15 protein-coding genes are annotated in these 19,279 nt (G+C 46.6%); 5 read left to right on the forward strand and 10 right to left on the reverse strand.

From position 1 onward, the window contains the following. Positions 1–70 precede the first annotated feature (70 nt). Both Q1A86_RS03430 and Q1A86_RS03435 read left to right on the forward strand, forming a co-directional pair. Positions 71–1,249: a diaminopropionate ammonia-lyase gene (locus Q1A86_RS03430; protein WP_299802891.1), complete on the forward strand. Its 1,179-nt coding sequence runs from the start codon at positions 71–73 to the stop codon at positions 1,247–1,249. Between the two features lie 648 nt (positions 1,250–1,897). After that, on the forward strand, positions 1,898–2,866 hold the full coding sequence (locus Q1A86_RS03435; protein ID WP_299802893.1) for a putative sulfate exporter family transporter: 969 nt from the start codon (positions 1,898–1,900) through the stop codon (positions 2,864–2,866). 342 nt (positions 2,867–3,208) lie between these two features. Here the strand turns inward: Q1A86_RS03435 and Q1A86_RS03440 are convergent, their stop codons facing one another. The 8 genes from Q1A86_RS03440 to Q1A86_RS03475 all read right to left on the reverse strand — a co-directional run bounded on the left by Q1A86_RS03440 (position 3,209) and on the right by Q1A86_RS03475 (position 11,544). Further along, positions 3,209–3,922: a DJ-1/PfpI family protein gene (locus Q1A86_RS03440; RefSeq protein ID WP_299802895.1), complete on the reverse strand. Its 714-nt coding sequence runs from the start codon at positions 3,920–3,922 to the stop codon at positions 3,209–3,211. Positions 3,923–4,181: 259 nt separating this feature from the next. Further along, positions 4,182–5,366: an HD-GYP domain-containing protein gene (locus tag Q1A86_RS03445; RefSeq protein ID WP_299802897.1), complete on the reverse strand. Its 1,185-nt coding sequence runs from the start codon at positions 5,364–5,366 to the stop codon at positions 4,182–4,184. A 256-nt stretch (positions 5,367–5,622) separates the two neighbouring features. Beyond that, positions 5,623–5,838, reverse strand: a complete 216-nt coding sequence (locus Q1A86_RS03450) for a hypothetical protein (protein WP_299802899.1) — start codon at positions 5,836–5,838, stop codon at positions 5,623–5,625. A gap of 32 nt (positions 5,839–5,870) precedes the next feature. Continuing rightward, positions 5,871–6,632 (reverse strand): DNA-binding protein, encoded by a 762-nt coding sequence (locus tag Q1A86_RS03455; protein ID WP_299802901.1) that lies wholly within the window; start codon positions 6,630–6,632, stop codon positions 5,871–5,873. Between the two features lie 53 nt (positions 6,633–6,685). Then, positions 6,686–7,231, reverse strand: a complete 546-nt coding sequence (locus Q1A86_RS03460; RefSeq protein ID WP_299802903.1) for a core component of ECF transporter — start codon at positions 7,229–7,231, stop codon at positions 6,686–6,688. Then, a complete protein-coding gene (locus Q1A86_RS03465) occupies positions 7,228–7,890 on the reverse strand; it encodes an energy-coupling factor transporter transmembrane component T (protein ID WP_299803145.1) in 663 nt (220 codons plus the stop codon). Before Q1A86_RS03465 ends, Q1A86_RS03460 begins: the two co-directional genes overlap by 4 nt. Before the next feature lie 7 nt (positions 7,891–7,897). Next, on the reverse strand, positions 7,898–9,307 hold the full coding sequence (locus tag Q1A86_RS03470) for an ATP-binding cassette domain-containing protein (protein ID WP_299802905.1): 1,410 nt from the start codon (positions 9,305–9,307) through the stop codon (positions 7,898–7,900). Between the two features lie 17 nt (positions 9,308–9,324). After that, entirely contained in the window at positions 9,325–11,544 is a 2,220-nt protein-coding gene (locus Q1A86_RS03475) for a TonB-dependent siderophore receptor (protein WP_299802908.1), read from the reverse strand. A 450-nt stretch (positions 11,545–11,994) separates the two neighbouring features. On the opposite strand from Q1A86_RS03475, the gene Q1A86_RS03480 reads away from it, so the two are divergent. The 3 genes from Q1A86_RS03480 to Q1A86_RS03490 all read left to right on the forward strand — a co-directional run bounded on the left by Q1A86_RS03480 (position 11,995) and on the right by Q1A86_RS03490 (position 14,807). Then, positions 11,995–13,353 carry an isochorismate synthase MenF gene (locus tag Q1A86_RS03480; RefSeq protein ID WP_299802910.1) on the forward strand — a complete coding sequence of 453 codons (1,359 nt, stop codon included), beginning with the start codon at positions 11,995–11,997 and terminating at the stop codon, positions 13,351–13,353. A 215-nt stretch (positions 13,354–13,568) separates the two neighbouring features. Further along, positions 13,569–14,228 (forward strand): 7-cyano-7-deazaguanine/7-aminomethyl-7-deazaguanine transporter, encoded by a 660-nt coding sequence (locus Q1A86_RS03485; RefSeq protein ID WP_299802912.1) that lies wholly within the window; start codon positions 13,569–13,571, stop codon positions 14,226–14,228. 120 nt (positions 14,229–14,348) lie between these two features. Continuing rightward, positions 14,349–14,807, forward strand: coding sequence for a GNAT family N-acetyltransferase (locus Q1A86_RS03490; protein WP_299802914.1), 459 nt, complete (start codon positions 14,349–14,351; stop codon positions 14,805–14,807). A 616-nt stretch (positions 14,808–15,423) separates the two neighbouring features. On the opposite strand, the gene Q1A86_RS03495 is transcribed toward Q1A86_RS03490, so the two are convergent. Both Q1A86_RS03495 and Q1A86_RS03500 read right to left on the reverse strand, forming a co-directional pair. Further along, positions 15,424–17,562 (reverse strand): ATP-binding protein, encoded by a 2,139-nt coding sequence (locus Q1A86_RS03495; RefSeq protein WP_299802916.1) that lies wholly within the window; start codon positions 17,560–17,562, stop codon positions 15,424–15,426. A 104-nt stretch (positions 17,563–17,666) separates the two neighbouring features. Then, positions 17,667–19,097 (reverse strand): sigma-54 dependent transcriptional regulator, encoded by a 1,431-nt coding sequence (locus tag Q1A86_RS03500; protein ID WP_299803147.1) that lies wholly within the window; start codon positions 19,095–19,097, stop codon positions 17,667–17,669. Positions 19,098–19,279 lie beyond the last annotated feature (182 nt).

Genomic DNA, 19,279 nt, shown 5'->3' on the forward strand with positions numbered 1-19,279 from the left:
CTGTCCATTTACTTCTAAATAAGTTGAATGGACAGCAGCCCTTCTTGTTCAAACATTTATAGTGGTTACCATGCTAAAGCTGACTCAAAATGATTTCTTTAACGGCGAGACTTCTGAACTTTTTACGGCTCAGGTCGCTGAACAAACTCGTCAATTCCACAAGCAGATCGAGGCTTACCAGCCAACTCCGCTGGTCTCTTTAGAGCAGCTTGCTGCGCGCCTAGGCGTTAAAGCGATTCTGGTTAAAGACGAATCTTACCGTTTCGGTCTAAATGCATTTAAGGTACTTGGTGGTTCTTACGCATTAGGTAAGCAACTAGCTGAGCACTTAAACGTAGATATCAGCGAAATTGATATGAAAACCGTTGCCGCTAAACTAAGCGCGCCACTGGTTTTCGCAACTGCAACTGCCGGTAACCACGGTACAGGTGTAGCTTGGGCTGCACGTGAAATGGGTCAAAAGGCTGTTGTATACATGCCAAAGGGCTCATCACAAGCAAGCGTAACTCGCATTAAAAATCTAGGTGCTGAGTGTATCGTTACTGATTGTAACTACGACGACACCGTACGTATTGCTAACCAAACCGCTTCTGAAAACGGTTGGATGCTAGTACAAGATACCGCTTGGGAAGGTTACGACAAGATCCCAACTTGGATCTCGCAAGGCTATATGACTATGGCTGTTGAAGCGCAAGAGCAAGTTGAAGCTATGGGTCTTAAGCCGACTCACCTAATGCTACAAGCTGGTGTTGGCGCAATGGCTGGCGGCCTTTTAGGTTACTTTGCTGACAAAGTTGGCGCAAACAACTTCAAGACCATTATTGCTGAGCCAGCAAAGGCTGATTGTATCTACAACTCAGGCATTAAAGGCGAAATGGTTGCCGTTACTGGCGAGCTAAACTCTATCATGGCAGGTCTTGCATGCGGCGAGCCTAACCCAGTGACTTGGCCAATCCTAAAGCAGTGCAGCAGCTTCTTCGCATCAGTTGAAGACGAAGTGACTGCGACTGGTATGCGCGTTCTTGGTAACCCACTAGCTGGCGATACTAAGGTTGTTAGCGGCGAGTCAGGAGCACTAACTCTAGGCCTACTTTACATGCTAGCAAGCCGTGAAGAGTACAGCGAATACCGCACTCAGCTTGGTCTAGACCAAGATGCAGTTATCATGCTGTTCAGCACTGAAGGCGACACTAACCCAGACCGTTACCGTCAAATCGTTTGGGAAGGCATGCACAGCACTGCGAAATAAGTTCTTAGAATTTAGATAACAAAGCCGCTTATTAGCGGCTTTTTTGTTATCTAAAAATAGATCCTAGGTTCTAGAACGGTGCTACGCACCTGCGAGGACGCCAACAAGTTGGCTGCTAGGAAAAGCTTAAAAGCACATCAAAAGCAGCCTCACTGAACGTCTTTGCTTTTCCGTAAGCACAGCGTTCCTTCAGTGACGTAGTCACGTTCCCTAGGCCGCAGGCCGCCCGTCTTGGCTTTAAAAAAGGACCTAGGTTCTAGAACGGTGCTACGCACCTGCGAGGACGCCAACAAGTTGGCTGCTAGGAAAAGCATAACAGCACATCAAAAGCTGCCCCACGGAACTTCTTTGCTTTACCTTCTTTGCTTTACCTTCTTTGCTTTACCTTCTTTGCTTTTCCTAGGACCTAGGACCTCGAACCTAGGATCTATCTTTTCCTAGAAGCGACATCGTCGCGCTCTCGAAGTGACGCAGTCACGCCCTCGCAGGTCGCAGCCCGTCCTCGTCTTAGCTTGTCCTAGGACCATTCTCCCCCTTCCTCCAACCTTCAATTTTTCTTACGCTAACTGTCAGCAGTATTTAATTTATCAAAACAGGTGCAGGCGCTATACTTTAAGACCTACCCGCCTTTTTCTGCAGCCCTAATTGATGACCGCTCAAACCCAGAATCAAAACCACAATCAACATCAACCCAAAAATAAAATTCATTTAGCCGTCTTTATTATTGCAGGCCTCATCTGCTTATTACCTATGGTGTCGTCACCTGTGGCGTTAATCTTGGGTTTCACCTTGGCCAGTATTGGCTGGGCACCGGATCAAATACACCTTGGCGCACTGACGAAGAAGCTCTTAGCTTACTCGATTGTTGGCTTAGGGTTTGGTATTCAACTCGACGCAGCTGTCAGTATCAGTCTGCAAAATTTACCCCTTATTCTTGGCTCGATTGCACTCACACTGATCTTAGGCTTTGCCTTAACCCGATTGCTCAAGTTAGATCATAAAACCGGCCACCTGATAGCCTCCGGCACCGCTATTTGCGGTGGCAGCGCCATTGCCGCTGTATCACCCGCGATTAAAGCCAATAGCGAGCAAACAGCTATCGCGTTAGCCACTGTGTTTATCCTTAACTCTGTCGCGTTGTTTGTGTTTCCTGCCATCGGCCATGCGCTATCGATGAGCCAACATGACTTTGGCGTATGGAGCGCAATTGCCATCCACGACACCTCATCTGTGGTCGGTGCTGCCTCCGCCTATGGTAATGAAGCACTCACGACTGCCACCACGATTAAATTAGCACGAGCTCTGTGGATCATCCCTATCGCGCTGATTAGCGCCATGCTGTTTAAAGGCGATAAGAATAAGATGGCCATTCCCTACTTTATTGGCTTCTACTGCTTAGCGATTGCCATTGCGCACTTTGTGCCTGCTGGAGAAGTGGTATACGGGGCAATTTTTGAGGTATCCAAGCGGGTATTGGTGGTGTGTCTATTCTTGATTGGCGCGGGGATCACCATTCAAAAAATGAAAGCCACGGGGCCTAAACCGCTAATTTTAGGTGTATTGCTATGGCTCGCTATCGGCAGTAGTTCACTGGCGTATATTCTGCTGCTGAACTAGCAGCTCGTTGATTTCACGATAACAGCTATACAAAAACAGCGCCTATGAGCGCTGTTTTTTGCCATTGTCTCGCCAAAATAATAAAATCAATAAACAACTAAAAGCGCCTAAATCGATTAACGCGCGGGTGAGTCCGCTGGTCAGTAAAGAGGCGGTAATTAACACTGCGCAACACAATAATATTAGCCAGTTATTCAATGTAATCTCCCCTCTTAGGCAAGTAAAATGAATGGCTATTATTGATGCTTACGTCGAATACCGCCAATATCCTTTATTACTAATAAATAGCAATATCGGCTAAGGCTAGATGATTTACTTATAAAGCTGTTGTTTCAGTATCGATTAGCTTACTGCGTAAGGATCGTTATTCGGGTCATCATTCCAATCATACTCAGTTAATGTCTGAATGCGCTTCGCCTCAAGCTCACCATGCAAATGTTTGACCCAAAATAACGCCGCATCAGTACCTGCTGACACCCCTGATGAGGTAAGAAACTTACCATCGAATACCCAGCGCGCTTTGGGCTGCCACTGTGGGTTGGCGTTCAGTGATGTCACCCACTCAAAAGCCATCTTATTGGTGGTGGCTTTGCGTCCATTCAGTACTGAGGTCATAGCAAGTAACGCTGTGCCAGTGCAAATAGTGAATACGTTTTGACTGCGCGCCACCTGCGCCACCAGCCATTGGCTTAGTGCTGTGTCACTGACTAACTTACGCGTACCAAGTCCACCAGGGATAAGCAGTAAGTCACAGTCATAGCTTTGCTCGGTTAAGCAGTCAGCCACCACGCGTGGCCCTTGATAACTTTTAACTACCTCTTTCGTTGCCACCAGCTTTATCTCGGTGTTTGGCATGTGACCTAGCATCTCTATTGGACCATGTAGATCTAAGGTCTCATAATCATCAAACACCAGCGCCAGTATGCGATATTTACCCTTGGTGAACGGTGTTTTAGTGGCTGATAACTGCGAGCTCGTTTTAGCCTGTAGCGTCGGTGCAATAACACTGGTGGCCATCATCAGCGAAGCGCCCTTTATAAACTGTCTACGTTGCATTTTTCCCATCCATCTCAATTTCTTGTGCTGGATTAGTCTGCAGTAAAAACGATTAATTCAATGATTACGCTAATAAAAGTCAAATCGTTCATCAAAAATAGAGACAGCTCAAACTATGAGGCGTAGTGGGATCTTATCCCAATCAATATAAAGGTTTATAGGCTGAGTCTAACCAATAAAGTCGATCGCTAAGATACAAAAAAGCACCCTATGAATACCAACCAGTATAAGGACGTTTTTAATCAGAATTAAACTTGTGCTAATAGAATGGTGTAGGGTCGATATCTAAGCTACTTGGGGATATGCCCTTTTCGATATTAAACGATGATCTCAGCAAATCGACAATCTCAACCTTGGTGTAGTATTTATGCTTCATCGAGTAAAAACACTTCACCTTAGGGTGCAGCGCATCGCGCCCCTTAGATTCCCATACGATACCAATACGCCCATCAGACAACTGTACTAACGAGCCTACCGGATACACGCCTACGCAGCGAATAAATTCATAAACCAGCTTTTGATCTAAGTGGAATGGCGTCAAACTGAGTAAGATCTTAAAAGCCGCTGCCGGACTCATGGCTTCTTTATAACAGCGGGTTGCAGTTAATGCATCGAAGATATCGACAATACAGCTCATGCGTCCATGAATTGGGATCTCATCGCCTTTTAGCCCGAGAGGATAGCCATTGCCGTCGAGTTTTTCATGGTGCATCAAACTAATATCTTTACTGATCTGAGATAAACCTTTGGTCTGTCCCATGATTTCCACGGCATAAGTCTGGTGAAGTTTCACGTGCTCAAACTCTTCAGCAGTTAATTTGCTCGGCTTATTTAGAATCTCGCTATCGACCTTTATTTTGCCAATATCATGCAAGATCCCGCCAATGGCCATCTGGCGTAGCATGTCAGTATCAAAATTTAAGTAACGGCCAAATGTCACCAGCAAGAAGGCAACATTAATCGAATGCTCTAGTAGATAAACGTCTTTAGAACGCAATGCAGAGACACATTTGAGGGCATCGGCATCGAGCATCACCGACTCAATCATATTGTCGGCTAACACTTCGAACGGTTCAACCTCGACAGCCTTACCTTCAAAAGTTTCAGACAGCACCTTTTGGATGAGATCTTTCGCCTCAACCATAAGTTCTTTTGCCTGCTTTTGAGTTGTAGTGCGGTCAACACTGACTTTTTTCGTCGAAGATTTAGGGGCCGCAACAGCTCGCCCTAAACCTAAGCTAGGCTCTGAACGCTCACCATTAACCCACACATGAGTCACTTGACTCTTATGTAGTCTTAAAATGGCTTCTGCACTGCGAATTTGCCCTGCACTCGCAATATTCACTTGGCTGTTACTTTTATCTATTGCCTCAACAAACATACCGACTTTCAACTTTGAAACCGATATCTTTATCAAGCCATTTGATTCGAATGAATCACCCATTATCTCTTTGGTCCCCGGATGATTAAACCTTTAATACAGTAACAAATATAGCCACTGTCCCCCTTGCAGAAGTATGATTTAGTGACCCGGATTACACGGGATTCACCTTGATATTTTCTGTAAGAAGCCAGCTATTCTATTCTCTGGACTGTTAAATCACCATAGACAAAGTTAATTAATACTCGCTAATGCACAACAAATAAGCTCCAATTTGTAATAAAAAATAATTTTCCATCACTAATATTAATGTTTACTGTTATTCCGCACGTCGCTTATAGCATTGAAAGCTAGTCGGTTGCCAACGACGATACATGCAGTTGTAGCAAGAGCGAGCAACATTATCGGTATGCTCATCTTCATCATCACTAAGAAATACCTCACAGTTATCCGCGGCGGCGCGGGCGGGAAGATAGTCTTCGATACCAAACTTAAACTGCCATAAGCCATCAATTTGGGTAAACCACTGCTGCATACTCTCTCCTATTGTCCTGAGTCGAGTGAAAACTAATAAGGCTTTAACTGCTGTTTAGTGGCATTTACCCAGCGGCCGGCATCGCGACTCACTAACAAGGCAAACTGATGTTGGGTAAATACCGCCTTGATCTTGCCTTTAAGTGTTAGCACTTGCTCCACAGCTAGCTTCTCACCCTCAACTGAGATCACCGCCTCTAATCCAGTACGGGCAAGGACCTCTGCAACGGTCAGCTCAATCGCTTCAGACTCATCAGTGCTCTGCCCTAGTTTTAACTGGCCCTTCACCCGACCGTCTTGACCGCTCAAGCGTAATCCTAAGCCTGCAACTGCGCCAATAACGCCTTGTCCTGTGCCACCATGCTCCGACAAATCAATGCCTAACACTTCTGCCAGAGTGTAAGCCTGCGGTTTGGTTTTCACTTCTACTTTAGCTTGCTGACCGAAGGCGATTAATTGCTGAATATCATAGCTAGAGGCGAGATCTAAGATGGCTAAACCGGGATCGGATGCCGCTGCTGACTCTTGCTTTAAATGCGCAATACAGATGGCTTTAATCTCATCAAAACTCAAGCTTGTATCAATCTGAAAACACATGGCACTGTTATGCGAGGTATAAGGAATATCGGGATGCACAAACAGTTGATGACGGGTCACCATGCGACTAACTGGGGGCTTATCATCCCCAGTTAATGACGCGGGTGCGAGTTTTGCTGCAATCTCTTCGGCAATCTCTCCGGTGCCCTTAGTTCCGATATCATCGGTGTCATCAATACAAATTAACCAAGCTTTCATCTAAAACCCTTTTTTAGTTGCTGATGTTGTTTTTCTCAATAACGACAAACACACTATTTATCGTCAATCTGGCTGCTATGCAGCAGATCATGGGCATGTAACCGTTTTAAGACCGTAGGCACAAGCAATGCCGCTGCAATAGCGAACGCTCCACCTTGTATGAAGCTCAGTCCAAACTGCGCCAGCGCGACTTGGCCGCTCATTCCTGCCAGTAAATTACCTAGCCAACCTTTCCCTGCCCAAGCTAGACAAGCCACCAATGCCAAAATAATGCTTTGCCAACGCAGGCTAAATAAACCCGCCATGATCAATAACGCGAGATCCATCGCCATGGCTGGTAGGCCAAATTTAAGTAAGATCATCGGCCCTCCTTTGCCGACACTCAGCATCATAGCGACTAAGCCTGCCAGTAAACCGCAGGCGGTAATGCAACCCACTCTCCCCACCGCGCCATAGCAAATAAGATAGAAAAAGGTCATCAAAAACATGGAGTGACCACTCAAGCCTAGTTTTAGGCGTAGCATGCTTTTCAGCACCACAAGTAAGGTGGCGCAAAATCCAATAAACAGGGCATCTTGTAGGTCAAATGGAGATTTCATTTATCTTCCTTTGTTGCTGGCCAATGAGTTGGCCGATTAACTTTACCGAAATGGCGTAACTTAGCGGCTTTTGCCATCTGTTTCGATAGCTTTAGTAGTTGGATAAGCACTGGCAGCACGACACAGTAAATAAGCTCTGGCCAGTTTTTGGGGTTCCTCAGTGCTTTAGGCGTTATGTTTGCCCCGCGTAAGCACTGAATTGCGTAGATCTCTTTAGTTTCTTGCAACATGTAGGGCAGTAACCCAATTGAGGCCGCTATCACAAATGCCCACTTGGCGGGTAAGCCCCAGCTAAGCACCTCTCCTAAACGTTCAGGGCTTTGAGTACTCGATAGCCACCAGCCGGGCAGCATTGCTAAAAACACTCGCAGCACCACAATTACGCCATCAAGCAGCTGAGCCTCACCATGGAGCAGGTAATAGAGGGGCAAGGTTAGCGCTAACTGCACTAGGCCAAGTTTCAGCAGCGCGGTGATCTTGTTCTTGAGATATAAGCCGTGACCGACTAACAAGAGATCTACCAGTACCAACCAGCCAAGGCCACTATTGGGAAGGAAAAAGGCGCAACTCGACAGTACTAAGCTCAGTATGAGTGCCAGTGCACAGGATTGAGTCGCACTCAGCATCGAGCCTGAATACTTGTTGGCGTTACGACCCATGCGATGTTTAACCCACATTTAGCTGCTCAATGTGTCCAGCTCCATCTAGCAGCTTTCCTGACTCGATCAACCAGTAGTTATCGACCTCCAGAGCTGGAACGCAGCGATGACTAGTCAGTAAGATCCCGCATCCTTGGGCACTCAATTGTTGCAATAGCACTACGACTTTCTCTACGTGCTGCTTATCGAGTCCTGCAAACGGGTCATCGAGCAACAGCACCTTTGGCTGCAAGCAGACCAGAGAGGCTAGCGCGATAATATGCTGCTGCCCATAGGACAACTTATGCGGTGAACACTCCCCCAGATGAGTTAATCCTAGTGTTTGTAAAATATGCTCTGCGCGAGCTAAAGGTAACTTGAAACGCTTTAAACCAAATTGCAGCTCACTCAGTACACTTTGCTCAAACAACTGCCGATTTGGCCTTTGCATCAATAGACCAAGTTGTGAGCCATAAATCCCCAACCGTGGGCGCTTACCCAATACAGAGATTGGAAAGGTTGGGATATTGGCCTGAATACCCGCTAGGGTTTTGAGTAGACTACTTTTACCCGCACCATTGTCACCCACTAAGGCAACGACTTCGCCCTTGTATAGCGATAAGCTTTGCTGACATTGAAATAAGCAATCTTGCTCTAAAAATCTAAACTCATGTGGCTGGATCTTGATTAAGCACTCACAGTCTTTGTCACTGAGCCTAGGTTTAATGTGACGAATTACCCCAGCAGTACCCGCAGGCTCTTTACTGGACTCGATAACGGAAGTGGTTTGCCCTTGATCAGCAGGTAGGCCTCCAGCTTCTAGCACACCAGCATCGAGTAACCATAGGTGATCGACTAAGCCTGAAAACGCACCGGGGTTATGCTCGACCATCACCACCGCCACACCTTCACTCAACAATGTTTTCAGAACGCTATAGAGTTCTCTTACACCTTTGTCATCGAGCTGGGCCCAGGGTTCATCTAGCAATAGTAGTGACGGTTTAAACACTAATTGCGCGGCCATCATCAAGCGATATTTCTGCCCAAGCGATAAAACACCAACTGGAGTATCTAAACTAATGTACAAGCCAACTCGTCTTAACGACTGCTGCACTTTTTCGACCATGAGCTCAGGTGCGACGCCTAAGTTCTCCAAAGCAAAGGCTATTTCAGCCCCCACTGTTTGACGTAAAACCTGTACATTGGGATCTTGCATCACCAAACCGACCAGCAATGAAGGGTCACGATACACATCCCCCTCATAGGGCCGAGACAGCTCCCCCGCGATAAGGTGTAACAGGCTCGACTTTCCCGAGCCTGTTGGTCCATTAATGCAGTGGCACTCTCCAGCATTAACCACCAAATTGAGATCGTCCAAGATCTCGCTTTGGTTAGATCCATAGCCAAAATGAATCCCTTCTAGCGCTATGAGTTTCATATTACTCCCCGAAAGACCTAGATCTGCCAGTTAATGCCGATGAACACCTGACGACCCGCTTGCGGCAAGGCTTCACTCTGATCGTAATTTTCATCGAGTAAGTTGGTTGCACGCAGGTATAGCTCTAAATTGTCACCCATAAGCGGCTGAACCAGATTAAGATCGACTAAGGTGTAATCATCCAGTGACTGCTCGACTAACATATTCTGGCCAGACACTTTCTGTTGCGCGTAGTAGACCTGATCCATGATGCGCTCGACGTTTAAGTTAACGCGCATCTCGAATGGTAAGGTATATTCAGCCTGGAAACGCACCTGATGCTTAGGGCGATATTCCAGAGTCTGCATCGCCTCTTCAGCACTCTTGTCTTCGGTGTCTAAGAAACTGTAAGACACTGTCATAGAAAGATTATCGAAGCTGTTATTCTCTAGCTGTAGATCGACACCCTTAAATCCGTAACGACCCATGTTCTGGTAGACACCATCGAGATCTTTGGCAATATAGTCTTCGGCATCGGTGTAATAACCGGCTACATTTAGCTCAGTCGAGTATCCAAGTTGTTGCAACAGACCAAGCTCATAGTGCTGTGAGGTTTCCGCTTGTAGCTCTGCATTACCAGAAGACTGTGCATAGAGGTTACGCATCGATGGGAAACGCACCTTGCGCGCCACGCCCATGTTGATACGCGTATCTTCAAATGCTTGCCAGTAACCTGATAATTGACCCGAGTAGTCATTTTCAGATTCGTTTAAACGATCCTGATCATGAAAAGCACCACCTAAGGTCACGCCATAGTTATCGGCTTGATATTGGTACTCTAATGCTGCGGTATACAACCAAGATGAATCATCGAAGTTGCCATCGCCGTTACCGTTTCCACCGCCAGTTCCACCACCGCTTCCACCGCCAGTTCCGCCGCCGCTTTCACCACCTGTTCCGCCGCCGCTTCCACCACCAGTTCCGCCACCGCTTCCACCGCCGCTTCCACCGCCAGTTCCGCCGCCGCTTCCACCGCCAGTTCCGCCACCGCTTTCACCACCAGTTCCGCCGCCGCTTTCACCACCAGTTCCGCCACCGCTTCCACCGCCAGTTCCACCACCAGAGCCTGTGCCGCCGCTATAGGTTGCTACGTCATTAGCGCTTACCGCGTAAGATTCCCAGCTTTGCTTCTCTGCGATCAAGGCCGTAGTGATTACACCAGCATCATCAAGGTTAGAGATGAACTGTAAATTACCGCCTTGTACGGTAGAGCGACCATCTTGTTGAGCCTTAATCGCCTGATAGGTTTTATCTTTATATTGGGTCTCTAATACGTCGCTCTGGTTGTGATAAGCAAAACCACGCAGAGTGAACATATCATTGAATTTATGAGCAACACCTAACTGGAATGTTTTCGCTTGGTAGTCATCAACTCGCTCAAATTTAACGCTGCCAGTACCACGACCGTCACGGCTAGGCTTGCCCCACTCACCGTCACGAATACTCATGTTCGCCATTAGCTGAGTATTATCGTTAATTAAGTAGCTACCTTGGGCATAGAAGTTATTTAGGGTCTTATCGGCGTTTTCACGCACGTCCCCTTGCTGATATTCAGTATCTTTATAGTCGCTAGACATAGGCCAGCCGTCAGTCTGCTGGCGCGTGTAGTTCACTAACCCTTGCCAGTTATCACCGCTACCCGCTGCACTTAAATCACCGTTAAACGTGTTGTCTTCAGCTGCTTCTAGGCGACCAGAAATTGCAGGCGCATTGTCACCTTGCTTGGTAATAATATTGATCACACCACCCGCGCCACCAGGGCCGTACAGCACAGATGAAGGGCCGACTGAGACTTCAATAGAGGCAACTTGTGAGGTTGGGATAAGACTTGGGTCAAACTGGCCATCTTCTGCATCGTTTGCAGGTACACCATTGATAAGGTAAATCACATGGCGCGCTTTAAAGCCGCGAATGTCCACACGAGGCGTGCCCTGCCCGCCCGTTCTAACGTAGATCCCCGGCACGTTTTTTAAAATCTGATCAATACTTTGCGCACCAGACGCCTTAATTTGCTCTTCGTCTAGACTCCAGTGAGTCGTGGCCGCTTCAGTTACTGAAGCACGCTCACCGTGCACGACAATAACTTCGGTTACATCTAAAATAGGGTCTCTTTCTAAATCATCAGCCTGAACTTGATACGCCATGCTCATCGCTAATGCTAAGGTAGATACTCTCAGTACCTTTTGTTGTTTTTTCATCTAGTTTCATCATCCTAACCATATATTTGGCGCTATTCTCAAAAAGCAGCGCCTATCTCTCAAGTAAATAAAATGATAAAACAAACCTAGATCGACTAATTTGAACATTATGGAAAAGAAGCTATCACCACAAAGGACATAATGACCCACTGCGCGCTACAAAAGGACAAAACGGCGCATCAACATCACAGCCTGACAACAATGGCATTAATTCAAACTCTTCTATAAACATATAGCTAGCTACAGATCTTCAATCGTCGATGGCTAAATCTAAAGCATGTCGATTAAATAGTCAGTGAGAGCTCACATAGGCAGAGCGATCAACTTGACACTCCATTCACAGACTATTACTTTGTGGTAAAGATTCTTATTACCAATGTGCGATGGGTTTTACCCGATTAGAGGCAGCTCCTCTAAGCAAGCCCTAATGATATTTGTTTGGAGTACTTATTGACCATCCCCTTGCTGCCTCAAGCTATTAAGTCTTTAACCGACAAAATCAAATCCTTTACTCTCCAGCCAAACAGCGACCCAATTGCTCAGCTGTCAGTGGTGGTTTCACCGATCCCAGTCATTGCCTGGTTAGCGGCGCAAACCACCTACCCAAGAGTGTATTGGAAGGGCCGTGATACTGAAGAGGAGGTCGCAGCCATCGGCTGTTGTAAGGACTTTTTCTTTGGCGATGATGTCGATGACATAGCACTCGCCGCCGAGTATCAAAAACAGAGAACCCTCACCAGCAACCAAGACATACGTTATTACGGCGGGGTGGCGTTTGATCGCCGTAATGAAAGCTGGGCTGAATTCGGCAAAGCACATTTTATTCTGCCTCGCATCGAACTGCGCCGCAGTGGTAATGAATACAAATTACTGGTCAATCTCAACTTTACCGAGAATGAGTTTACGGTTGAAATTGACAACGCCCTACAATCGCTACAAGCACTCGATGCCCCTAAACCACTGACGCCTCCTAACAAGGTGGCACTGATGGGACGTAGTGATAGACCCGATAGATACCGCTGGAACGAGCTCGTTAATCGTGTCACTCACCCAAAATTTATCGAAGACACGCCTAAGGTCGTTCTGTCTCGAGTCACCCAACTTGAGATAAATGAAGAAGTAGATCCTTGGATGCTGCTCGCCTGCTGGCAGGGCCGCAACCCAAATAGCTTTCAATTTGGCTTTCAATTTAGCCCAGAAAGCGCCTTTATCTCCTGTACACCGGAGCGCTTGTATCGACGCCGTCAACGTGAGTTATTTACCGAAGCATTGGCAGGCACGACAGTACGTGGGCTGAATCAGGAAGAAGATAAAGCGCTGGCTCAAGCGCTACTCGATGACACTAAGAACAGCCATGAAAACCAATTGGTTAGACAGCATATCGTTAATGTACTTAACCCATTGAGTAATTATGTGGGCGCGGAAGAAACCCCAACGGTATTTAAGCTCAGCCATATTCAGCATCTGCATCGCTCTATTCGTGCCGAACTTAAGCCTGGGATCAATGACTTTCAACTGATCCAAGCACTGCATCCAACACCAGCGGTTGGCGGCTTACCGAAAGAGTCGGCGATGAGCTTTATTAGACAGCAGGAAGGTTACGTTAGGGGCTGGTATGCCGGAGCCTGCGGCTATTTCAATAAGTATGAAAGTGAGTTTGCCGTAGCGATCCGCAGCGCCTTAATTGAGCCAGGGCGCATCAATCTATTTGCTGGCGCAGGTATAGTTGCTGGCTCAGAGGCCGATAAAGAGTGGACCGAGCTTGAGAATAAGCTCACTACGATTTTGTCTATCTTAACTGAGTTATAGCACTCCAGCTCCTCTCGCTATCCATGCTTAGCAGGTAGAAATTCTCCTGCTGCTGAGATTTGCACTTGCTCAAATAAAAATCTGCTCTATAATTTGCGCCCCCCTATCTCGATGGGGGACGAACCACTATGTTTAACCAAAAATTGTAAAATTATAGCGACGTTCGCTATTGCGGGTTCCCTAACCCCGCCCGATTTATTTAAAAAGGCCACAAGATGTTGATGTTAACCCCCGCACAGCTTCGCCGTGCATTGCTGCTTTTAGCCAGCTTTCATATTGTTATTATTTGTGCCAGTAACTACCTAGTACAACTTCCGTTTCAGATATTTGGCTTCCACACTACCTGGGGTGCATTTAGCTTTCCATTTGTGTATCTAGCGACCGATCTCACCGTACGCATATTTGGCCAGCAAGCAGCCAGAAAGATTATCTTCCTCGCCATGTTACCGGCGCTGATCATCTCGTACTTAATGGGCGTGATTTTTCACCAAGGTAGCTTTCAAGGCGCCGAGGCATTACTTGAGTTCAATAACTTTGTATTCAGAATCGCTTTCGCAAGCTTTGCCGCCTACCTAGTGGGCCAGCTGATGGATATTTTTGTCTTTGCTAGGCTTAGAGAAACCAAGTCTTGGTGGGTAGCACCATCTGCCTCTACTATCGTCGGTAACCTGATAGACACGATAGTGTTCTTCGGCTTAGCTTTCTACGCCTCAACAGACGAGTTTATGGCCGCCCACTGGCCAGAAATCGCCACCGTTGACTATGGATTTAAGCTCATTGTCAGTTTAGGCCTATTTTTACCTGCCTATGGCCTGCTGTTAAAGTTCTTACAAGATAAGATCTTACAGGATACTGCCCGCAAAACCGCCATCTAAAGGCTGTTAACGCTTAACAACAACTGGACTGACCTGTTATAATTTCGCCAATTCGTTCACCTTTCAGCCAATGGTTTGGTTGTATCACAGGGTGAACTGGCGAAGTTATGAGAGTTAGAAATGTACAGCATTGAAATTGAAGCCGTAACCGAGTTTACGCCTGAAGTATTTGATCTTATCCAGACTGTGTATGTAAGCATCCCTGAATTTGAACAAGGCTACGCTAGCCAAGAGATCCGTCAGCGTCTGCTTGCTGGTCCAGCGTTATTGCTTGTTGCTAAAGTCGAAGGCGAAATTGCCGGTTTTAAACTTGGCTACCAAACCGATGACCAAGTATTCTACAGCTGGCTAGGTGGTGTTGCACCGGACTTTCGCGGTCTAGGTTTAGCCAAGAGCTTACTGGAATATCAGGAACGCTGGGCGACTGAACAGGGCTACCAACGTATCGATGTTAAAACCCGTAACTGTTTTCCTAGCATGCTAAACATGCTAATCCGTAATCAATACCAGATTACAGCTATGGTTAGCGATGCGCAAAGCCACAGCCAGAATAAGCTGCACCTGCAAAAACACGTTTAGCCTCTACTGGACAAGCTAAGATATATGTCTTAGAAAAAATGAGCAGGATGTGAAAAGTTGTGCGATAAAGCTTGCAAATCTAAATGAGAATGATTATTGTTAACTTGCGTTCCAAAACTCGGATTAACAAATAAAGTTCTCATCATCTCGATTTGTTAAATGAGTTTTTACAGCACGACATTGCTCACACACTCTTTGTGGCCGGGATTTTATCTCGGCTATTTTTTTGCCTGACATTCACGACAAGCGACTCTTGATATGAGCATCAAGCTTTGTTCACAATGTAAATTCACAGCTCTAATATACTGTTTTAAAAGTACTAATAATCATAAATAGAAAAAAATGTTACTTTTCTCATCATTAGACTTGCAACCCTAAATGATAATGATTACTATTTACATGCGTTCCATGATTCGCTCATACTTAAAGGCATCTCATCTCCTGCAAGTTAGCGTTTTATTAAGCACGACATTGCTCACACACTCTTTTAGCCAAGATAATATCTTGGCTTTTTTTTTGACTGGAATTCAATCCAAACGAGGGGAATGATAAAGGATTAGCTTCTGCGAGTGGGCGAGCTACTCAGCATGGCCCACATTTGCTTTTTTTAGGGTGACTAGTCTGCCGACATCTCGGTGGGCTTACCGCTAAACTGTAAGCCGTCATAAGGAGTATTGTTTTGGTCTTCAATGGCTTGGTGGTACAAACCTATGGTAAATATACTGCCTTTACCCACAGTAGAGTTCACTTCAATCGTGCCACCAATACGCTTAATGATGCCGTAGCTAAGGGATAAGCCTAATCCAGTACCATCCTTGCGCGTAGTGTAAAAGGGGTCGAAAATGCGGTTAAGCTCCTCTTCAGGGATCCCTTTACCCTCATCTTCAACCTCAATCTTAACCCCGACAGGCTCGCCATGCTGCACCCAATCATAGGTACGGATCCAAATTTGGCCTTTACCGTCCATTGCATGAGCGGCGTTTACCACAAGATTAATCAATACCTGTAGCAACTGGGGGCGATTAACCTGAATAGGGTAACTGGCGTTGAGCTCTTGATTGAGTACCACCTGCTGCTTTTGAATCGAGTGACGCACTAATACCAACATCTCTTCGATAATCGGCGTGATCTGATGCATCTCTAATGGCGCATTAAACTCACCAGGGCGACTGTACTGCAACAGACTACGAATAATGGTGCTGATCCGCCCCACTTGCTGAATGACCAGCTCGATCTCTTCCTCTACGTCTTCGGCTCTATCGCCAAGCTCATATTTAAGCAGCTCCATATTCCCCAGAATCACCGCAGTAGGGTTATTAATCTCATGGGCAATACCCGCTGTAAGTTCCCCCAAAGCCGTCAACTTTTCGTTGATCACTAGCTGCTGTCGGGTTTCATTAAGTAAGGCGACGTTAGCCTGTAGCTCTTCGGTTTTTTCCTGCAAACTGCGGGTACGCTCCTCAACCTTAACCTCTAACTGCTCGGCTGCGGCTTGGATTTGAGTGTTACGGCGCTGCAGCAGATCCAGCATGTTATCAAACTGCTCTGCAAGGTTAGACAGCTCATTATCGCTGTCCAAGCCCAATGATCCGATTCGCAGATTACGTCCCGACTGCACCGCTTTAACCACGTGATGAATGCGCTCAATAGGCTGTAACAAGCTATAAGCACCACGGTATACCAACCAACCCGATACCAGCAGCACCAACATCAAAATGGTGCCCAACTCGATAATATTAAGCAGGTAGTTGTGAATAAAGGGAGATTCAGAAAAGCCGGTGTAGATCATACCGATACGCTTACCGTTGATATCTTCAAGTGGCGCATAGGCCGAAATAAACCAGTCATTAAAGACAAAGGCTCTATCGACCCATAACAAGCCTTGATTAAGCACCTTCTCGCGTACCTCTGACGACACTAAGCTACCTAAGGCGCGGCCCTGCTTATCATCACCTTGAGGAAAAAAGTGCAACGGCACGTTGGTACTAATACGGATATTATCGAGGAAGATGGTCACTGTACCGATAGAGCGCTCCGGCAGGGTGCCCTTGTCGTACACGAGATCACGAATATGGTCGACGATACGGGTATCACGATTCAGCATGATGCCGCCGTCTAAGTACCAGGCGACATTACCATTCATATCGGCAACAGGTAGCAAGCTGCGACTTAATAGGCCTCGCTTTTCCTCGTGCTTACTGGGCTCTTGAGCTCGCAATGTCTTCATTACAGACACTTTGGCCCTATCAGCAAGTACGGGATCGATACGAGCCAATCGACTCGGCTCAAGCACCATTAGCCCAGAAAAAGGAGCAAGCCCTTCGATATGCGGCAACATCTGCCTTAGGTCGGGGTCGGCTGCAGCCTCAGACACACTAAGTAATCGCAAAAAGTCTAAATTAAGATCTTTCTTAGCTTGCTCTAGTACCAGCTGCAAGTTATCACGGGGGAATTGGGAGCCGGTGCCAATTTGCCTAAAGTCATTCTGGAATTGCCAAGACTCCATCACCAACTCTAGCTGGTTTTCTTGGTTTGTTTGAACCGTCACTAGGGTGCTATTTGCTACGGTCAAATCGGCTTTGACCTTCATAAACAGTTGCTTACCCGTATAGCTAATATTCCAATAGATGGTAATAAAAACCAAACTCACCAGAGTGAGCAAGATAGGCAACAAGGTTAAAATCAGGATTCGATAGCGAACCTTAGCCTGCATTTGCTGCCAACTAACACCAAACATATTAGAAAAAAAAGACACCTATACTCCCCTAGAGTGCTCTAGCCTTATCTATTAAACCTTGCTTGGGACAAGTTCCTACACACCCAAAGCAGATGGTGTGAACGGGCTTATCCCGTGGTTATTTATTCTTCTTTATCGGCTTCACCGCCGAACCATTCTTTATATTTTCGATCTAGAGTCTTACGTGATACGCCAAGATCCCTTGCTGCGGCAGACTTATTGCCGCCGTGTAGATCGACCACTCTGGTCACATGATCACGCTCAACATCTTTAAGGGCCCACTGTAATGGGTAACCTGACTCGCCTAGCGATTCAACCTTTGGCTGCACTTTCCAGTACTCAGCAGGTGGCTTGCCCAATAGGATACAGCGTTCAATCATATTTCGCAGCTCACGAATATTACCCGGCCACTCGTGCTGTTGCAGCTTCAATAGATCTTCATGACTCCAAACCACCTCTTTCACACCGAGTTCGGCGGCTAATTGGCAAGTAAAATGATGAGTCAGCTCAACGATATCTTCTGGGCGTTCACGTAGTGGCGGGATCACGATATCGAGCACATTGAGGCGATAATACAGGTCGCGTCTAAAGTTACCAGCTTCAACTTCTTCGGAAAGTTTACGGTTAGTTGCCGCTAATACACGCACATCGATATTGATCTCTTTCTCGCTACCTACAGGGCGAATAGTGCGCTGCTCAAGCACGCGCAATAGTGCTGTTTGCATCTTCAGCGGCATCTCGCCAATTTCATCTAGGAAGATGGTACCGCCAGAAGCAAAACTAAATAAGCCTTCTCGGTTACCCTTGGCGCCAGTGAAAGAACCCGCCGAATGACCAAAAAGCTCACTCTCTAATAGTTCAGGAGCGATGGCGCCACAGTTGACTGGCACGAATGGCCCTTGGCGGCCACTGAGAATGTGAAGCTGTCTGGCCACTAACTCTTTACCCGTACCCGATTCACCTTCAATCAATACCACGGCATTGGTTGGTGCCACACGTTCGATAACATGTTTCACCTCTGTCATCGCATCGCTTTGGCCGATGATGGTCGAAGACTGGTTAAATGACACTTCACGACGCAGCATTAAGTTTTCACGCTTAAGCAGGCGTCGCTCAATACAGCGATCGACAGCCTTCATCATCTGCTCAAGATGGAAAGGCTTCATTATGAAGTCTGATGCACCTGCGCGTAGCGCTTTGATGGCCACATCCATATCAGCATAGCCAGTCATAAAGATGATGTCTGAGCGTCTCTCTTGATCGTTAAGCGCCTCATGCCATTCAATACCCGAGCGGCCCGGTAGACGAATATCAACAATCAATAGGTCGAAATGACAACGTGAACGCAGCTGCTCAGCATCTTCGACGCTAGAGGCGGTTTCAACTAAGGCAAACTTCTTCGCAAGCGCTTTCTTTAAAAAGCTGCGCATGCCAGGCTCGTCATCAACAATCAATACAGATACAGCGGAAGGAAGTGGCTTCATATTATTCATTCTCTGCCCCACCTTGTCTGGCGAGGGACATTTTGACTCATTATGTAGCAAGTCTACCATCTTACCCGTCAAAATAGGTCACTATGAACCATGTAATCGCGACCTTGGGACATAATGTCTGCGTTTTTTTTACCATTGATGCGACATAGATCGCACAAGTGTTACAAATGTGAGCTTAAATAATGCAATTCAAGCATGGCATCAAACTTGCTTTTCTCTAGGGTGATTTCGATTTCAAACAG

Origin of the sequence: uncultured Shewanella sp., from assembly GCF_947497935.1 — a bacterium.
Classification (GTDB): domain Bacteria; phylum Pseudomonadota; class Gammaproteobacteria; order Enterobacterales; family Shewanellaceae; genus Shewanella.

Excerpts from the sequence above, each read along its gene's own strand:
- Q1A86_RS03470 (WP_299802905.1), bottom strand. The coding sequence starts at position 9,307 with ATGAAACTCATAGCGCTAGAAGGGATTCATTTTGGCTATGGATCTAAC.
- Q1A86_RS03445 (WP_299802897.1), bottom strand. The coding sequence starts at position 5,366 with ATGGGTGATTCATTCGAATCAAATGGCTTGATAAAGATATCGGTTTCA.
- Q1A86_RS03485 (WP_299802912.1), top strand. The coding sequence starts at position 13,569 with ATGTTGATGTTAACCCCCGCACAGCTTCGCCGTGCATTGCTGCTTTTA.
- Q1A86_RS03460 (WP_299802903.1), bottom strand. The coding sequence starts at position 7,231 with ATGAAATCTCCATTTGACCTACAAGATGCCCTGTTTATTGGATTTTGC.
- Q1A86_RS03490 (WP_299802914.1), top strand. The coding sequence starts at position 14,349 with ATGTACAGCATTGAAATTGAAGCCGTAACCGAGTTTACGCCTGAAGTA.
- Q1A86_RS03465 (WP_299803145.1), bottom strand. The coding sequence starts at position 7,890 with ATGGGTCGTAACGCCAACAAGTATTCAGGCTCGATGCTGAGTGCGACT.
- Q1A86_RS03440 (WP_299802895.1), bottom strand. The coding sequence starts at position 3,922 with ATGCAACGTAGACAGTTTATAAAGGGCGCTTCGCTGATGATGGCCACC.
- Q1A86_RS03455 (WP_299802901.1), bottom strand. The coding sequence starts at position 6,632 with ATGAAAGCTTGGTTAATTTGTATTGATGACACCGATGATATCGGAACT.
- Q1A86_RS03430 (WP_299802891.1), top strand. The coding sequence starts at position 71 with ATGCTAAAGCTGACTCAAAATGATTTCTTTAACGGCGAGACTTCTGAA.
- Q1A86_RS03435 (WP_299802893.1), top strand. The coding sequence starts at position 1,898 with ATGACCGCTCAAACCCAGAATCAAAACCACAATCAACATCAACCCAAA.
- Q1A86_RS03500 (WP_299803147.1), bottom strand. The coding sequence starts at position 19,097 with ATGGTAGACTTGCTACATAATGAGTCAAAATGTCCCTCGCCAGACAAG.
- Q1A86_RS03475 (WP_299802908.1), bottom strand. The coding sequence starts at position 11,544 with ATGAAAAAACAACAAAAGGTACTGAGAGTATCTACCTTAGCATTAGCG.
- Q1A86_RS03450 (WP_299802899.1), bottom strand. The coding sequence starts at position 5,838 with ATGCAGCAGTGGTTTACCCAAATTGATGGCTTATGGCAGTTTAAGTTT.